16 protein-coding genes and 1 pseudogene are annotated in these 16,888 nt (G+C 38.2%); 6 read left to right on the top strand and 11 right to left on the bottom strand.

Annotated features, from left to right (window positions below; genetic code table 11):
* Positions 1–76 precede the first annotated feature (76 nt).
* The 5 genes from cysS to pssA all read left to right on the top strand — a co-directional run bounded on the left by cysS (position 77) and on the right by pssA (position 5,950).
* Positions 77–1,585, top strand: coding sequence for a cysteine--tRNA ligase (cysS, locus tag AC0QT1_RS04270; RefSeq protein WP_473200911.1), 1,509 nt, complete (start codon positions 77–79; stop codon positions 1,583–1,585).
* A 42-nt stretch (positions 1,586–1,627) separates the two neighbouring features.
* A complete protein-coding gene (locus AC0QT1_RS04275) occupies positions 1,628–2,299 on the top strand; it encodes a DUF421 domain-containing protein (RefSeq protein ID WP_473201710.1) in 672 nt (223 codons plus the stop codon).
* Positions 2,300–2,411: 112 nt separating this feature from the next.
* Entirely contained in the window at positions 2,412–4,289 is a 1,878-nt protein-coding gene (locus tag AC0QT1_RS04280) for an ABCB family ABC transporter ATP-binding protein/permease (protein WP_473200899.1), read from the top strand.
* A 114-nt stretch (positions 4,290–4,403) separates the two neighbouring features.
* Positions 4,404–5,102, top strand: coding sequence for a phosphatidylserine decarboxylase (locus AC0QT1_RS04285; RefSeq protein WP_473200900.1), 699 nt, complete (start codon positions 4,404–4,406; stop codon positions 5,100–5,102).
* A gap of 8 nt (positions 5,103–5,110) precedes the next feature.
* Entirely contained in the window at positions 5,111–5,950 is an 840-nt protein-coding gene (gene pssA, locus AC0QT1_RS04290; RefSeq protein ID WP_473200901.1) for a CDP-diacylglycerol--serine O-phosphatidyltransferase, read from the top strand.
* A gap of 76 nt (positions 5,951–6,026) precedes the next feature.
* Here pssA and AC0QT1_RS04295 read toward each other — a convergent pair whose 3' ends face one another.
* From AC0QT1_RS04295 to rpsF, 9 genes are all read right to left on the bottom strand, one after another.
* On the bottom strand, positions 6,027–6,776 hold the full coding sequence (locus AC0QT1_RS04295) for an SDR family NAD(P)-dependent oxidoreductase (RefSeq protein WP_473200912.1): 750 nt from the start codon (positions 6,774–6,776) through the stop codon (positions 6,027–6,029).
* 2 nt (positions 6,777–6,778) lie between these two features.
* Positions 6,779–8,272, bottom strand: a complete 1,494-nt coding sequence (purF, locus tag AC0QT1_RS04300) for an amidophosphoribosyltransferase (protein WP_473200902.1) — start codon at positions 8,270–8,272, stop codon at positions 6,779–6,781.
* Positions 8,273–8,346: 74 nt separating this feature from the next.
* Positions 8,347–8,928 carry a CvpA family protein gene (locus tag AC0QT1_RS04305; RefSeq protein ID WP_473200903.1) on the bottom strand — a complete coding sequence of 194 codons (582 nt, stop codon included), beginning with the start codon at positions 8,926–8,928 and terminating at the stop codon, positions 8,347–8,349.
* Between the two features lie 141 nt (positions 8,929–9,069).
* Positions 9,070–10,446, bottom strand: a complete 1,377-nt coding sequence (gene radA, locus AC0QT1_RS04310) for a DNA repair protein RadA (RefSeq protein WP_473201711.1) — start codon at positions 10,444–10,446, stop codon at positions 9,070–9,072.
* A gap of 6 nt (positions 10,447–10,452) precedes the next feature.
* Positions 10,453–11,943 carry a replicative DNA helicase gene (locus tag AC0QT1_RS04315; protein ID WP_473200905.1) on the bottom strand — a complete coding sequence of 497 codons (1,491 nt, stop codon included), beginning with the start codon at positions 11,941–11,943 and terminating at the stop codon, positions 10,453–10,455.
* A 615-nt stretch (positions 11,944–12,558) separates the two neighbouring features.
* Complete coding sequence (gene rplI / locus AC0QT1_RS04320; RefSeq protein WP_473201712.1) at positions 12,559–13,155, bottom strand: 50S ribosomal protein L9; 597 nt, start codon at positions 13,153–13,155, stop codon at positions 12,559–12,561.
* A 25-nt stretch (positions 13,156–13,180) separates the two neighbouring features.
* Positions 13,181–14,161 (bottom strand): hypothetical protein, encoded by a 981-nt coding sequence (locus tag AC0QT1_RS04325; RefSeq protein WP_473200907.1) that lies wholly within the window; start codon positions 14,159–14,161, stop codon positions 13,181–13,183.
* 153 nt (positions 14,162–14,314) lie between these two features.
* Positions 14,315–14,563 carry a 30S ribosomal protein S18 gene (rpsR, locus tag AC0QT1_RS04330; RefSeq protein WP_473200908.1) on the bottom strand — a complete coding sequence of 83 codons (249 nt, stop codon included), beginning with the start codon at positions 14,561–14,563 and terminating at the stop codon, positions 14,315–14,317.
* Complete coding sequence (gene rpsF, locus AC0QT1_RS04335) at positions 14,563–14,961, bottom strand: 30S ribosomal protein S6 (protein ID WP_473200909.1); 399 nt, start codon at positions 14,959–14,961, stop codon at positions 14,563–14,565. The genes rpsR and rpsF overlap by 1 nt, the downstream gene beginning before the upstream one ends.
* A gap of 351 nt (positions 14,962–15,312) precedes the next feature.
* Between rpsF and AC0QT1_RS04340 the strand changes: the two genes are divergently transcribed.
* Positions 15,313–15,891, top strand: coding sequence for an undecaprenyl-diphosphatase (locus AC0QT1_RS04340; protein WP_473201713.1), 579 nt, complete (start codon positions 15,313–15,315; stop codon positions 15,889–15,891).
* A 42-nt stretch (positions 15,892–15,933) separates the two neighbouring features.
* On the opposite strand, the pseudogene AC0QT1_RS04345 reads toward AC0QT1_RS04340, so the two are convergent.
* Together AC0QT1_RS04345 and AC0QT1_RS04350 are read right to left on the bottom strand one after the other, a co-directional pair.
* A pseudogene (locus AC0QT1_RS04345) lies at positions 15,934–16,581 on the bottom strand (phage integrase central domain-containing protein); the annotation flags it as partial.
* Positions 16,582–16,626: 45 nt separating this feature from the next.
* Positions 16,627–16,839 (bottom strand): hypothetical protein, encoded by a 213-nt coding sequence (locus AC0QT1_RS04350; RefSeq protein ID WP_473201714.1) that lies wholly within the window; start codon positions 16,837–16,839, stop codon positions 16,627–16,629.
* Between the last annotated feature and the right edge of the window lie 49 nt (positions 16,840–16,888).

Below are 16,888 nucleotides of genomic sequence, written 5' to 3' on the forward strand. Positions count from 1 at the left end.
AAACTACATAATGCAATGATTTTGGGTAAAATTCATCTTAAAGAGCGGTAAATAATATCGCTAATGGAGTATTATGATGAGAGAGTTGCGATTCTATAACACGCTTACACGTAAAAAAGAGATTTTTACACCAATAGATACAACGAGAGTCCGTCTTTATGTTTGTGGTCCAACGGTTTATGATTACGCTCATATAGGGAATGCACGCCCAGTCATTGTTTTTGACATGTTATTTCGTTTATTGCGTCATATTTATGGTAAAGAGCATGTTCTATACGCACGTAATATTACAGATGTAGATGATAAAATTAATGCACGAGCAGCTTGCGAATATCCAGAATTAGCACTTAATGATGCTATTCGTCGATTAACGGAGCGTACCTATTCTCAATTTCAACAAGACACGATAGCGCTTGGTTGTTTATTGCCAACCAGTCAGCCCCGTGCAACAGATCATTTAGAAGAGATGCGCTCTTTGATTGAACGGTTGCTTGAAAAAGGACATGCTTATATAGCGGAAAATCATATCTTGTTTTCTGTAAGCAGTATAAAAAAACATCCCTTTTATGGATCATTTGCAAAACGCTCCTTAGAAGAAATGAGGGCGGGGGCCCGTGTCGATGTTGCTGCTTATAAAAGGGAGGAGATGGATTTTGTTTTATGGAAGCCCTCTGTAGAGGGAGAACCAGGTTGGACATCGCCAGCAGGTATTTCTGTTTTAGGTCGTCCAGGATGGCATATTGAATGTTCTGCAATGTCAATGGCAAAACTATTGGCACCCTATGGTGGTGGTTTGTCTTGTGACGATCCGACAGCAAGTATTTTTGATATCCATGGTGGTGGCATTGATTTGATTTTTCCTCATCATGAAAATGAGATTGCGCAAAGTTGTTCGGCTTTTGGAACTGAGCGAATGGCTAATCTTTGGATGCATAATGGTTTTCTGCAGGTTGAAGGCCAAAAGATGTCTAAAAGCCTTGGCAATTTTATTACTATTCGTTCTGTTTTAGAGAATGATTTTTTTAAGATTAATGATGTTTTATCAAATGAAATGAAACAAAATTGGGCTGGTTTGTCTGCACGTTTTTCAATGTTACAGACGCATTATCGTGAACCATTAAATTGGACAACTCAACGTTTAGTGAACTCTAGTAGAGAGCTGCATCGTTGGTATAAATTGCTTCGTCGTGACAGAAGATGTGTAGAGAAGAATGAAGCTCCTGATAATTCTTTGATCAATGCATTAAGTGATGATCTTAATACTCCGAATGCATTTGCTCTTTTGCGACAATTTTATAAAATAGGTGATGCTGTAGCTCTGGCAAATGCGATGAGTTTATTTGGGTTGTTAAACCAAGAGTGGGTTCGAGACGTAGAGTGCCCATTATTTATGAAAAAAACACTTTTTGATTCAAAATTTATCGAACAACGCATTGCCGAAAGGCTACAGCTTATCCATAATAAAGAGTGGGCAGCTGCGGATATTATTCGTGATGAGCTTGCAGCCGGGGGGGTTTCTTTAAAAGATGAAAAAGATCCACAGACTGGCGAGCGTATAACTGTATGGGATATAAGACACTTATAATTCCGATATTCTCGCAGCTCCTATAACAAGGGAGATAATTTGATGGAATTTTTATATCATTATGGTCATATTGCACTTAAATTAGTTGTAGGTCTTATAGCCTTCCTCTTCATTTTAAGAACAACAGGGCGTGGAAGTCTTAGTCAAATGACACCGGTTGATTTGGTAAGCAATTTCGTGATGGGGAGTATTATTGGAGGCGTTATTTATAGTCAGGATGTTAGCAGCGTTCAATTGTTGCTTGTTTTATTCATTTGGCAAGCTCTCATTGCATCTCTTAATTTTTTGGCATGCTATTCAGTTTTTTTTCGTCGTCTTATTTCTGGGCAAAACATTGCATTGGTTTTAGATGGTGTATTTCAAATGGATGAGATTAAAAAGTTAGGTATCAGCGTGAATGAACTGATTACGATGTTGCGTATTAAAGGCTGTAGTTTACATGAAGCCGCGTTTGTTCATTTAGAAACCAGTGGGGATTGTTCTGTTGTTAAAAAAGAAGAAGGGAAAAAGTCTGTCATTTTGGTAGAAAATGGTGAGGTTATAGATGATGGTCTTCAAGAAATTGGTAAATCAAAGACATGGCTTAAAGCAGAATTAAAAAAAAAGCATGTCAAGGTTGAGAATTTATTTGCAGCGGAATGGTATGAGAATAGAGATCAAAATAATAAACCTTATAGTGGATTATTTCTTGTCCCCTTTTCAAAAACAGTCTAGGCTCAAATGCTGATGCCTATAGTTACTAAAAGTGTATAATGATGATCTGTAAATGGCAAGAGGGGAGGCGTTATCGTGCTTGTTAAGTGGATGATAGAGAAATAAGAACTGTATGAAACAGAATGAAATAACAAAAACTGTATCGTCAGATACAGGTCAGACTTTTCGCACACTTTATAATTTATGGCCTTATATGTGGCCAGCGGATCGGCGCGATCTAAAAACGCGTGTTTTATGGGCAATATTTTATCTTGTTTTAGCCAAGCTAGTTCTCATATCTGTACCGTATTTCTTTAAATATGCTATAGATGCTCTTGCTGCGAGCCTTTCTGTGTGGAGATCATCTAGTTATATCGTTCCTATCATGCTTGTTTTGGCATATAATGTTGCACGGATTGTCCAAGCTGCATTAAATCAGTTGCGCGATTCTCTGTTTGCAACCGTTGGTCAGCATGCTATTCGCCAATTAGCCTATAAGACCTTTATACATATCCATGAATTATCTTTGCGATTTCATTTGGAAAAGCGAACTGGTGGGCTTTCTCGTGTGATTGAGCGTGGCACAAAGGGAATTGAAGCAATCGTTAGATTTTCGATTCTAAATACAGTCCCAACGGTTTTCGAATTTGTTTTGACAGCACTTGTCTTTTATATAGGTTATGGATGGCATTATCTGCTCATAGTTGTAATAATGGTTGGTCTTTACATTTGGTTTACAATTAAGGCAAGTGATTGGCGCATTCGTATTCGGCAAGAAATGAATATGGCAGATACTGAAGCCAATACGCGTGCTGTTGATTCTCTTTTGAATTTTGAAACGGTTAAATATTTTTGCAATGAAACTCTGGAAGCACATCGATTTGATTCCTCGATGGAAAATTATGAAAAAGCAGCAACAAAAATTTGGACATCGTTAAGCTGGCTTAATTTTGGTCAGGCTCTTATTTTTGGTATTGGAATGGCTATTCTGATGTTGATGTCAGCTTATGAGGTTTTTTATGAGACACAAACTTTAGGGGATTTTGTTTTTATTAATGCACTTTTAATACAGCTCTCTATTCCATTAAATTTTATTGGGTCAATTTATCGTGATGTTCGTCAAGGCTTAACTGACATTGAAGCTATGTTTGATCTTTTAGATGTTCAGCAAGAGATTATCGATAAATCAGATGCTCAACCATTAACGGTGAGTTGTGGTACTATTCGGTTTAATCAAGTAAGATTTTCTTATGAAGCGTCTCGTCAGATTCTCAAAGATGTTGATTTTGAAATTCCTGGAGGAAAAACAGTTGCGATTGTTGGACCATCTGGTGCTGGCAAATCGACAATTTCTCGATTACTTTTTCGCTTTTATGATGTCGATTCTGGTTCCATCACAATTGATGGACAAGATATCCGTGATGTAACGCAAAAAAGTTTACGTGAAGCTATTGGCATGGTACCACAGGATACGGTGTTATTTAATAATACAATTGCTTATAACATTTGCTATGGTCGTCCATCTGCTACAGAGGAAGAAATGCGCAAAGCTGCCGAAATGGCACAGATATCAAAATTTATTGAGGTGCTTCCAGAAGGCTTTCAGTCTATGGTAGGTGAGCGTGGACTTAAGCTATCAGGTGGTGAAAAACAACGTGTCGCTATTGCACGGACATTGTTAAAAGCTCCTCCCCTTCTTATTCTGGACGAAGCAACAGCGGCTCTTGATACGGCAACAGAACAGGAAATTCAACAAGCCTTAGATATTGTAAGCCGTGGGCGTACAACATTAATAATTGCTCATCGTCTTTCTACTGTTATCAATGCTGATGAAATTTTGGTTCTTAAAAATGGCCGTATTATTGAAAATGGGACGCATATACAACTGTTACATAAGAAGGGTCTTTATGCTTCAATGTGGAATAAGCAGCTTGAAGCATCGCAAGCTGAAGAAAAATTACGTAAAATGCGTGAAGAAGATGAGATAGGTATGGTTAATCATAAAAAATAAGCTGTGCAAATGTGACCTATAACTTTATATGGAGTGGTTAATTAAGTACATAAAAGGGTAAGGAAGAACCAAAAAATTATTACTTGTTTCAATTATCTATGAATAGGAAATTATATGAGTATTCTACAATCTATCCATAATAGCTTTGTGCCAATTCATAAAGAAGGTTACCCTTTTATCGTAGCATTTTTTATCCTTTCGCTCATTCTTGGTTGGATATGGAGTCCGTTATTTTGGTGTGGTTTACTTCTTACTGTGTGGTGTATATATTTTTTCCGTGATCCATATCGTATCATTCCTTTGAATGCAAATTGGGTTATCTCTCCTGCTGATGGGCGTATTTCATTCGTTGAACCCTGTGTTCCTCCTGAAGAATTGGGATTAGGGAAGGAAGAAATGATCCGCATTTCTGTGTTTATGAATGTTTTTTCATGCCATATCAATCGTATTCCCATAAGTGGGACAGTAGAATCTATAATTTATCGTCCAGGTCATTTTATCAATGCTGAGCTTGATAAGGCTAGTCAATTTAATGAGCGTAATGGGATGGTGATTGACAGCAAACATGGTAAAATCGGTGTTGTGCAGATAGCTGGGATGGTTGCACGTCGAATTATTTGTTGGTCAAAAGAGAATGATTCTGTCGTTACTGGAGAACGATTTGGATTAATTCGCTTTGGTTCTCGTCTTGATATTTATATACCAACTGGAGTGAAACTGCGTGTTGCGGTTGGTCAGATGGCGATTGCGGGAGAAACAGTTTTAGCTTCTTTTGACGATAAGAGTGCTACAACGGATTTCAGATTTGATTAGGACGAACAATGAAAAATTTTTCACTATTTTCTTCATTTAATCCTGAGGGACAGCATGATGATGGTGCAAATCGCTGGCGTTCACCTACACCGATGCGCTATGTCATACCCAATGTCATCACTATTTTAGCGATTTGCGCAGGAATGAGCAGTATTCGTTTGGCTTTTGAGCATCGCTATGAAGCTGCTATTTTAATGGTGCTTTTAGCAGCAATCTTAGATGGCGCTGATGGACGTATCGCCCGTTTGATGGATGGCAGTTCATCTTTTGGGGCGCAGATGGATTCTCTTGCTGATGTGGTTAATTTTGGTGTTGCGCCTGCGCTTATTGTTTACTCCTTTGTTTTAGCTCAAGCACACCAAGTAGGTTGGGTGGCCGCTCTTGTTTATTGTGTTGCTTGTTGTTTGCGGCTAGCGCGTTTTAATGTGATGTTGGATGATAAAAATATACCAAAATGGCGAGGAAATTATTTTGTTGGTGTTCCTGCACCAGCAGGAGCATTATTGCTTTTATTGCCTATGTATTTAGGAGCTCTTGGTTTGATGCCAAGTTGGAGCTGGGCATTGTTTTTTAGTCTTTATACTGTACTTATTGCTTTTCTATTGGTTAGTCGTTTACCGGTCTGGAATGCAAAAACAATTGACCAAAATTTGAGACGTGATATTGTCATACCGTGCATGCTCGGTATTGTTATTTATGTAGGTTTTCTTGCAACTTATACATGGCACACCTTATTAATTACAGCTGTTTGCTATATGATTTTTCTCCCTTGTAGTTTTGTAGCTTATCATAAACGAGCGATTTTGGAAGAAAAAAAGATCAACACAAAAACTATCCAAAAATCATAGAGCTTTATATTTTACAAAAAAACAAAAGGAAAAAGAACTTCAAGTTAGTTTTTTTGTTTCTGTTCTATGTCTATATTCAATCAGGAGCATGATAATCCATAAATCTATTTTTACGGACATTAAAGAGTTTGCCTGTTTCTTTTAAATAAGGTGAGGCTAAATGTGCTATTTTTTCTGCAACTTCTTGTGGTGAGGGAAGAGTTTGAGGATCTTCACCAGGTATGGCTTGTGCACGCATGGCAGTGCGTGTTGCACCGGGATCAACACAATTAATTTTGATAGGGGTTTGTTTTAGCTCTTCTGCCCAGCATCGAGCAATAATTTCCAAAGCAGCTTTAGAGGCAGCATAAGGTCCCCAAAAAGCACGTGCAACATGAGCAACGCTTGAGGATAAAAAAATTGCTCGTCCAGCATCAGATTTACGCAATAGAGGTTCTACGGTTTTCATTAAGCGCCATTGGCTGATGAGATTTATTTGAAAAACATCTTCAAATACAGCATTCTCGATATGGGATACTGGTGAGAGCATCCCAAGAATTCCTGCATTTGCAACGATAATATCAAGTTTTTTCCAGCGTTCAGCAATTGAAACGCTAAGAGTATCAATATTTTCCATATGATGTAAGTCAAGTGGAACGAGTGTTGCATGTGCGCCTTTTTCTCGGATTTTATTATCAAGTTCAGTGAGTCCACTTATTGTTCGTGCAAGAGCGATAATATGAGCACCGCGTGCTGCGAGCTCTAATGCTAAATGGTAGCCGATACCTCTTGAAGCACCGGTAATAAGTGCAACACGACCAAAGAGACTAAAATCAGGTTTTGTCATCATTAATTTCTTGTTTTAAGAACGGACTCTTGATGAATTTGGGGAATGCTTTCTTGATCAACGAGATGTGTAGGGTAATGTCCAGTAAAATAATGATCAGTAAATTGCGGATCAGTATTATTTCGTTTTTCTCCTGCCACAGCAAGATAAAGACCATCCGTTGAAAGAAATTCTAATGAATCGGCTCCAACAAAATTGCACATGGATTTTAAATCTGGATATTGATTAGCCAACAGGCTTTCAACTTTAGGTGTATCAATACCATAGAAATCGGGATAAAAAATCATAGGGCTAGAAATGCGCATATGAACTTCTTTTGCTCCCGCATCACGGAGCATTCGTACAATCTTGAGGGATGTTGTCCCCCGTACAATGGAATCATCGACAAGAATAACACGTTTTCCTTTGATGACAGAACGATTTGCAGAATGTTTTAATTTTACTCCAAACGCGCGAATTTGTTGTGTTGGTTCAATAAATGTGCGGCCAACATAGTGGTTACGAATAATACCAAGCTCAAAAGGAATTCCAATTTCTTGTGCATAGCCAATTGCAGCAGGTGTTCCGCCATCGGGAACGGGGACTACGACATCACCCTCACAAGGTGCTTCTTGAGCTAAATGGATTCCCATATTTTTACGTACCGTGTAAACACTCCGCCCTCCAACAATTGAATCAGGACGTGCAAAATAAACATATTCAAAAAGGCAAAGTTTCTCTGGCCTATCATTCTCTGGTTCTATAATTTTTTTAGTAATTTCCCCATTTTTCTGTATTTCACAAATGATAATTTCTCCATTTTTGACATCGCGCACATATTTTGCTCCAATAATATCAAGAGCACAGGTCTCAGAACAAAAAATTGGTTTACCATCAAGCTCACCCATCACGAGAGGTCGAATCCCTGTAGGATCCCGTGCAGCAATAAGCTTAGTACGTGTGAGTGCCAACATGGCATATCCACCTTCCACTTGCCGAATAGCATCAACAAAGCGATCAGAGGATGATTCATAACGGGAACGTGCAATGAGATGAAGAAAAACTTCTGAATCTGATGTTGATTGACAGATAGCACCAGAAGCAATGAGTTTGCGGCGTAATGTAAGACCATTGGTAAGATTGCCATTATGAGCAATAGCAATCCCTCCAGCTTTTAATTCTGCAAAAAGAGGCTGAACATTGCGTAATGCTATTTCTCCAGTTGTTGAATAACGGGTATGTCCGATAGCAAGTTTCCCCGGTAGTCGAGCGAGCGTTGCGGGGTTTGTATAGTGATCACCGACAAGACCTAGATGCTTTTCTTGATGAAACATTTTATTGTGGTAAGAGACAATACCAGCTGCCTCTTGTCCACGATGCTGAAGTGCATGAAGCCCGAGAGCCGTTAATGTTGCGGCATCTTCATGACCAAGAATACCAAAAACTCCACACTCTTCATGAAGGGTATCGTCATCTAATGAAAAATTCTGACAGGAAACTTCGCTTTTTATCATCATATTCTTTCAGTTGTGATATGAAGAGTGGTTTTTCATACTTCATATATTATTTAGAACTTTTTCTCTATGAAGAATTATTTCGCATTTGGCTGAATTACTTTTTCATGAGAGTGTTTACCCTGTGTCTTAGTATCGTCTGTTTTAAAAATTTTTTCTGCTTTTTCGAGAACAGTGTCGAGGTCTTTAGGAAGGATTTTCCAAACTTTTTGTCCCAGTGAATCTAAGAGAGGTTTTGTTGTTGCATTTTTTAACCAGTTAGCTTGGTGTTCCGGTTTAATAAGCGCATTAATGAGGAGCATACCGATAACCATGATAAATAAACCACGAAGCGCCCCAAAAACAAAACCGATAGTACGGTCAAGGATACCAATCCGACTATCAATAATAAAATCGGATATTTTCATTGTAATAATTGAAGTAATAATAAGAACAACAACAAAGATCGTAAATAATGTTGTGATCAATGCAATCATTTTATTAGAGAGATATTGCTCAAAGAAGGGCAAGAAAGGCTTGAATAAAAACAGTGTGGCACCAGCTGCGATTGCCCAGGAAACCAAAGAGAGTACCTCGCGTGAAAATCCTCGAAGCATAGCGAGAAAAGCGGATAACAGGATGACTGCTACGACAATTCCATCAAGGACTGTTATGACCATTTGTTTGTTCCTTATCCATAAAGTTGTGTTTTTTAAGTTAGTATACAAATGCGTTTCTTGTTATGCTATTTTTTATTCTTATAGCAAGGGTCTTTTGTATTTTGTAGAGTTTTTTCTATATTATCATACGTGGAGCGTGGATCATTTTTTACCTGTAGTAATGGCAGCGACCAGTTCAGGAAGGTCAGAGAATGTTGTTTGTTGAAAATTAAGCAATTGCATCTTTTCTGTTGTAGTAGTGGAGTGAACGGCTCCCTGAAACCCAAGTTTTTTTGCTTCATTGATGCGTTGTACTGAATGCGCAACAGTGCGGGTAGCTCCTGAAAGGCTGATTTCACCAAAATAGACATAATCTTTTGGAAGAGGAATGTTTGCAAGAGAGGATACCAAAGCTGCTGCAACAGCTAAATCAGCTGCTGGTTCTGCTATGCGATATCCACCCGCAACGTTAAGATAGACATCGTGTTGTCCAAAGCGAACTCCACAATGAGCTTCTAAAACAGCAAGAATCATTGAAAGACGATTTCCATCCCATCCCACAACAGCGCGTCGTGGTGTTCCAAGTGAAGAGGGAGCAACAAGCGCTTGAATTTCTACGAGTATAGGGCGTGTTCCTTCCATTCCTGCAAAAACAGCTGTGCCTGGTGCTTTTTCATTTCGTTCACCTAAAAAAAGTTCGGATGGATTTATGACTTCCCGCAATCCTTGATTAGACATTTCAAAAACACCAATTTCATCCGTTGGTCCAAAGCGGTTTTTTACAGTTCTAAGGATTCGATAATGATGCCCCCCTTCACCTTCAAAATAGAGAACAGCATCAACCATATGTTCTACAACACGGGGACCAGCAATTTGTCCATCTTTTGTAACATGCCCAACAAGGACAACAGCTGCTCCTGTTTTTTTTGCAAAGCGGATCATTGCTTGAGCACCAATACGCACTTGTGTGACCGTACCTGGTGCTGAATCCGCTGCATCAGACCATAGAGTTTGAATGGAATCGATAATAACCATATCAAGGTCTTTATGTTCGTTTAATGTTGCAAGAATATCTTCAACATTGGTTTCAGCGGCGAGTTTAACTTTTGTATTTTCAGCACCAAGTCTTTGTGCACGAAGGCATATTTGTGCAATGGCTTCTTCACCTGAAACATAGATGACATTATGTCCCTTTCGCGATAAAGCAGCAGCGGTTTGTGTGAGTAATGTTGATTTTCCAATACCTGGATCTCCACCAACAAGTAATGCTGATCCACGAACAAATCCCCCACCAGTAACACGATCAAACTCATCGATGCCAGAATGGATGCGCGGAGCATCTTGAAGATTTCCAGAAAGAGACGTAAGGGCAACTATACGTCCTTTACGGATATTTTGCATTGGTCCACTAGCAATACCACTATTTTCATTTTCTTCGCTAAGGGAATTCCATTCGCCACAGGAATTGCATTTCCCAGCCCAGCGTGAATGAATGGTTCCACAATTTTGGCAAATAAATTGAAGACGGTTACGTGCCATGATGATTTAACCAATTTGTTCTGGAAGATAATGACTATCTGCCAGATCACTGAAGCGTGTAAAATCAGACTGAAAGGCAAGATGAACGGTCCCTGTTGGCCCATGGCGCTGTTTTGCGACAATAACGTCAGCTTTTCCAAAAGCTTTATCCATTGTATTTTGCCATCTTTCATATTCAAGCGTGCCTATCTTTGGTTCTTCATTTTTGAGATAATATTCTTCACGATAGACAAAAAGCACGATGTCAGCATCTTGCTCAATAGAACCAGATTCTCGTAAATCGGAGAGTTGTGGACGTTTATCTGTACGATTTTCAACTTGGCGGGAAAGTTGTGAAAGAGCAATGATAGGAATATTCAATTCTTTCGCCAATGCTTTTAATCCTGTAGTAATTTCTGTAATTTCTTGAACACGATTTTCAGAGGAACGCTTTGAATTGCTTGTCATTAACTGGATATAGTCAATAATTAAAACATCCAAACCGTGTTGTCGCTTGAGACGGCGTGCGCGTGCTGCCAATTGCGTGATTGAAATACCGCCAGTTTGATCGATATAAAGCGGTGCTTTTTGTAAGCGATTCATTGCACGGATGATTTTTGCAAATTGTTCTTCTGTGATATTTCCACGGCGGATATCAGAAGAAGAAACCTCTGTCTGTTCAGAAATAATACGAGTTGCTAGCTGTTCTGATGACATTTCCAGCGAGAAAAATCCAACAACGCCTCCTTCATTTTCCTGTTTTGAGCCATCACGCTTGCAAGCATTGGCAATATTAAAGGCAATATTGGTAGCAAGAGAGGTTTTCCCCATACCAGGGCGTCCAGCGAGGATAATGAGATCAGATTTTTGTAATCCTCCCATTTTTTCATCAAGTGTTTTAATATGAGTAGCTATTCCTGATAAGTGAGATGAACGCTTTTTGGCAGCACTTGCCATGTCAAGAGCTTTTTTGACAGCTTCATTGAAGTTTTCAAATCCCCCTCCATATTTTCCCTTTTCTGCGAGTTCAAATAAATGTTGTTCAACTGTTTCAATTTGCCTAGATGGTGTAAGCTCTACAGGAGCATCAAAGGCCGTATTAACAACTTGAGTTCCAATATTAATCAACGAGCGTCTGAGAAAAAGATCATAGATGACCCGCCCATAATCTTCGGTATTAATGATTGTTACGGCTTCTTTGGTTAAACGAACAACATAATTATATACGGTAATATCGGCAATTTTTTCTTCCGCTGGAATGAAGGGTTTTATGGTAACCGGATCTGCAACTTTTCCTTTTTCGATAAGATGGGATAAAACAGCGTAGATTTTTTGATGCAGTGGTTCAAAAAAATGTTCAGGCTTCAAAAAATCTGAAACGCGATCATGAGCTTCATTGTTGATGAGAAGTGCTCCAAGAAGGGCCTGTTCAGCTTCGATATTATGTGGGAGTTGTTGGAAAGAAGGAGGCTCTTCTTTATGTGAAGAGTTAAAATTAATGACGCTGGTTTCTTCCATGACAGTTTCTCTCATCAAAATTTCGCATTTAACTATTTTTGGCAATCAATCGAGCAATTTATATAAAAAGGATAGGAGACAAAATCTTCGTTTTTTCAATCCTTTTTTGTGTTCTCTTCAATTTCTGATTCATTCTTTGCCTATTACTGGAGCTTATTCCTTTATATTTTCATAATATAGAAATTTTAGAAAATATGTAAATTTTCTAAATTGCACTTTTGGTGTTTTAAAAAAAACACAATGCTGTATCTTAAATGTTTTAATGTTATGGGATGCTAAAACTTTAGTATCGCACTAAGTAAAATTATTTTTCTTTATAATAAGAATTATTTTAAATAAGAAGGAACGATACAACCAATTTACACCTTTATAGAAAGATCATTTTTTAAATTAGGGGCTGAGAAATTTTGATTTCTATTTTAATAAAAAATGGGTGGGAATATTTTTTCTGACTATTTTTATACACCATACTAAAGATTATTTTTTTCATAAGAATTTAGTTTTCATGACAACACAACCGAACATTTAGCCTAAAAGGCTAAATGTTCGGTTGTGTATCAATATTGTTCAATGATAAAAAAACAGAAAGTGCAAGATAGAGAATAAAAATATTAGTTAAGCTTCTTTATCAATGTCATTTGCATCATTATCGTTGATTTCTTCTGTTGATAGCTCTTCCTGTTTTTCTTCTACTGATTCTTTTTGGATATCATAGATTGCTTCAGCAGAAGTTAGAGTTTCACCTTCTGCTTGGCGTTGTGCTTCATTGGCTGAACGTGCAACATTAATGATCACAGAAATTTGAACTTCAGGGTGTAGACTAAGAGTGATGGTGTGGAGGCCAATCGTTTTTATTGGATGATTCAGTTCAATCTGATTGCGTCCAATAGAAAATCCTTCATTTGTTATAATTTCAGAAATATCACGCGTTGTTACAGATCCGTAAAGTTGTCCTGTTTCACCAGCTGAACGAACGGCAATAAATGATTTACCATCAAGTTTTTCAGCAATTTTTTGTGCTTCACTTTTGCGTTCAAGATTACGCGCTTCAAGTTGTGCACGTTGTATTTCAAAATGTTTTTTATTAACTTCATTAGCGCGCAAAGCTTTGCCTTGAGGTAAAAGGAAGTTACGTGCGTAACCATCCTTAACCGAGACAATATCACCCATTTGACCAAGACGAGGAATGCGCTCAAGTAGAATAATATCCATAGTTTATCCTTTCGAAAAAATAAATTTAGTGAAGTTTTTTGCGTGATTCAAAGTTGTATTGAATAGCTGCCCAAATACCCATCAAGAGCATCATGAAAGAAATAGGTGGAGCAAAAATGACGGTTAAAATGGCAATATAAACAAGAGAGAGTATGAGAATACGGCCATTGATTCCTTTTGTAATATTATGGAGATATGCTAAACCACTGATTAAGATGGTGACAGTATAAGCAGTGCTAAAGACAAGTGCGCTCAAATTGAGAGAAGCGCTCAATTCAACCATTGATACTAAGCAAACAACAATAAAAATAATAATTCCAGAAATTGGAACACGCAGAGTATTGCTCCAATCATCACGAGGCCTTTTCAGCCACTTCATATGTTGAGCTGTTATTATCGAAAAATAAAGATTACCAATGAGAAAAATCAAACTATAAATTGTTAGAGCGATAGCTGTTAAAGTTGCTGCATTCGCCATTAAAAAATCACTAAAAGCGAGTATATCTGTTTCTTTTAGTGACTGGGATTGTTGCATGGCTTGTGCTATATCTGTAGTAACTTTTTTTGCAATAAGAGGTGTAGATGGACGGGTTTGGATATAGAGCCCGATGAAGGTCGCTATAAGGGCGATGAAGTTTGTTAAATGAAAAATAACTGATGATAGTGGATACCATATCAGTGTATTTTCCTTATGATCTGGTCGTGCAAGCCCAAGGAGCCAAGCAGCATAGACAGCAGGAAGAAAAAATAACAACATAAAGCTAAGAGCAGTATAGATATTAGTGGTTATAATAAAAATAACAGTTGCACTTATGAGTGCAACGAAGCTGGCTAATGTTCCTTGACTAAAAGCAACTATAAAAATTGGGAATGAAAGAAAGCAACTAAGAAGAAGAGAAAAATAGGGTGCGATATTCGCAACACTGATGATTGCCATTCCTATGACAACAGCAAAAAGCCCCGCCAAAATACCGGTCATTATCTTATAAAAATGAAAGTTTTTCATTTATCGCTGTCCTGCCTTTTGCAGTTAGGGGCAATTACAATGCCTCAACTTTTGATATCTTTACGTCGTATATAGCCCACAATCAATTATTTTACCAGATCATACAGGAAAAGCGACTGGGGAGTTTCCCCAGTTGCGTAATGTGTTGATAACTTACCTTATAACGTATGGAAGTAATCCTAGAAAACGAGCACGCTTAATGGCATTCGCTAATTCACGCTGTTTTTTTTGACTAACAGCTGTAATCCGCGAAGGAACGATTTTCCCTCGTTCTGAAATATAACGTTGCAATAATTTGACATCTTTGTAATCAATTTTAGGAGCATTAGCACCTAAAAACGGACATGTTTTACGACGACGATGAAAAGGACGACGTGTTGCAGTTTGATTCATATCGGTCATCACTCTACTCCTTCTATAGCATCTTCACGTTGACGACGCGGAAAGCGAGGGCGCTCCTCATCGTGACCATTACGATCAATACGTGAAAATAGAGGAGATTTCTCTTTTTCGTGTTTTTCTACGCGAATGGTCATATAACGCAAAATGTCTTCATTGATACGCATTTGGCGCTCAACTTCAGCAATTGCTGCGGCTGGTGCATCGATATTAACCAGTACATAATAAGCTTTACGATTTTTGCGAATACGATAAGCGAGGGGACGAAGCCCCCAATTTTCTACACGCCCAACTTTTCCACCATGCGCTTCAATGACACCTTTGTAGACACTCAAAAGTTCATCAATTTGTTGCGGTGCAATATCCTGTCGGGCAAGGAACATATGTTCATAAAGAGCCATTGCTTTGCCTTTCTTCAATTAAACTTTACCGGTTTTAGCGCAAAGCCTCTGCGACTTGTCTTTTTTGGAACTCCAAAGAAGAAAGGACGCGCTTACAATCTGAGACATCCGAGAGCGGAGACACAGGAGGTCAGAAACATTGCGTTTCCTACTGGTAACTTTCCAGCCCTCCGTTCAACCTCCAGCCAAAGTGCCGGTAACAAACATTTGACGTTTACAACTTATCTTTTAAAATAGCAAGTTTATGCGTATAAAAAAATTGATTTATTAAATCTTGATATATTTCCTATAGAGTTTACCCTTTTTACAAAAAGATGATGCTGTAAAGCCACAAAGATGAGGCAAGGAAGAATGGATTATTTAAACTGGATTGATATTGCGCTTTTTAAAATGCTTACAGGCAATCATCAATCTTGGCCGATTTTAGTTGCGTTTAGTATTTTTTGTGCGAAATTTTTGATTTATATTATTCCACTACATCTTTGTGTGTTATGGTTTTATGGTGAAGAGAAAGAGCGATGTGTAGCACTAAGTATTTTTGTGAGTATTTGTGTGTCTCTTTTTATAGGTTATCTCATTTCTCTTATTTATTTTCATCCACGCCCATTTGTTATGGGGTTAACGGCACCACTGATTAAGCATCGTGCAACCGCTTCTTTTCCTAGCAATCATGCTTTGACATTTGCATCTTATATGGCAAGCCTTTATTTTTATAGATACAAAATTGCGTCTCAGTTTGCAGCGGTGTTTTTATGTTTGATTTGTTGGGGGCGTATCTTTGTTGGTGTACATTATCCTCTTGATGTTTTAGCGGGTACAATTTTAGGCAGTTTTATAAGCTGGGGTATCATTCAGTTTATAGCACCGTATTTTCCTAAGTTTTTATATCAAATTCCGTCATTCGTTAAGAAAAGACATAAAAATCAATAAGTCGTGTTAAAAACAAGGGAATTTATGGCTATTGATTCTATTCTCTGTCTTGAGATGAATGATATTCTCTTTCACATCTTTCCAACCAATTCGTACCGTATCACTACGGCGTAGATCCGTATACAAAAGAACATCAATCCATACGCGCTCGTGTGTACCACGGGATCAATGGTGATAATATTTCTCAACATCTTCTTCTGTCCAAACAGGAAACCCCTCTTTGTTGCTGTAAGCTGGTCTTTTTACTCCTACGGTTGGATTGTTTTCTAAAAGCTCTTGATCAATTGCCCAATTAAAAAGACCATTAAGTACTTTTATAAAATTGTGAGCAGCTGTTATTTTTTCCTTGCGGCGTTCAACATCAGCTATAATATGTTTCTTTTCGATGGCTTTGTAGGGAATATTTCCTATGGAATCGCATACCTTCATTAAAATGAGTTCTCTTTGTCTTTTCGTACTTTTAGCGAGGCTATGCCAATGAACGCTATTAAAATACTGTTTGAGCAGCCATGCAAATGAACCTTCAACAAGTTTACCTACTTTGGATTTAGGAAGGATCAGCCCTTGTAATTGGGCAAGGGCGCTTTTGTAATTATCAACAAACTCTTGCGTTCCATAGGTTCCTCGTACTCTAATACGTTTCCCATGACCAATACGCACATACCATATAATTTTTCCATATTTGGTAATTTGTTTAACAAGATGAGGGGGACGTGGTTTAGGCGTGGGGCGGGACTATAAGATGATATCAAGGTCGCATTTATCGTTTAAAGAATTCCAAATGTTATCAGTTTGTGCTGCTGAATTTGGTATTGGGATATCGGATTTGAGATAGATGAGCAGTTCACCGGTAGGCTTTATTTTTATTAATTCGCATCCTTGTTTTTTTGCTTCTCTTAAGGCGCGAGCAATAGCCGGTTGTGTTATAGCAGCGGGGCGAGGTGCCATGTTTATTCTCCTTTCTTAGATGCAATTTACCTGTGGCGTGAATCACGCA

This window comes from Bartonella sp. P12B, from assembly GCF_055796185.1.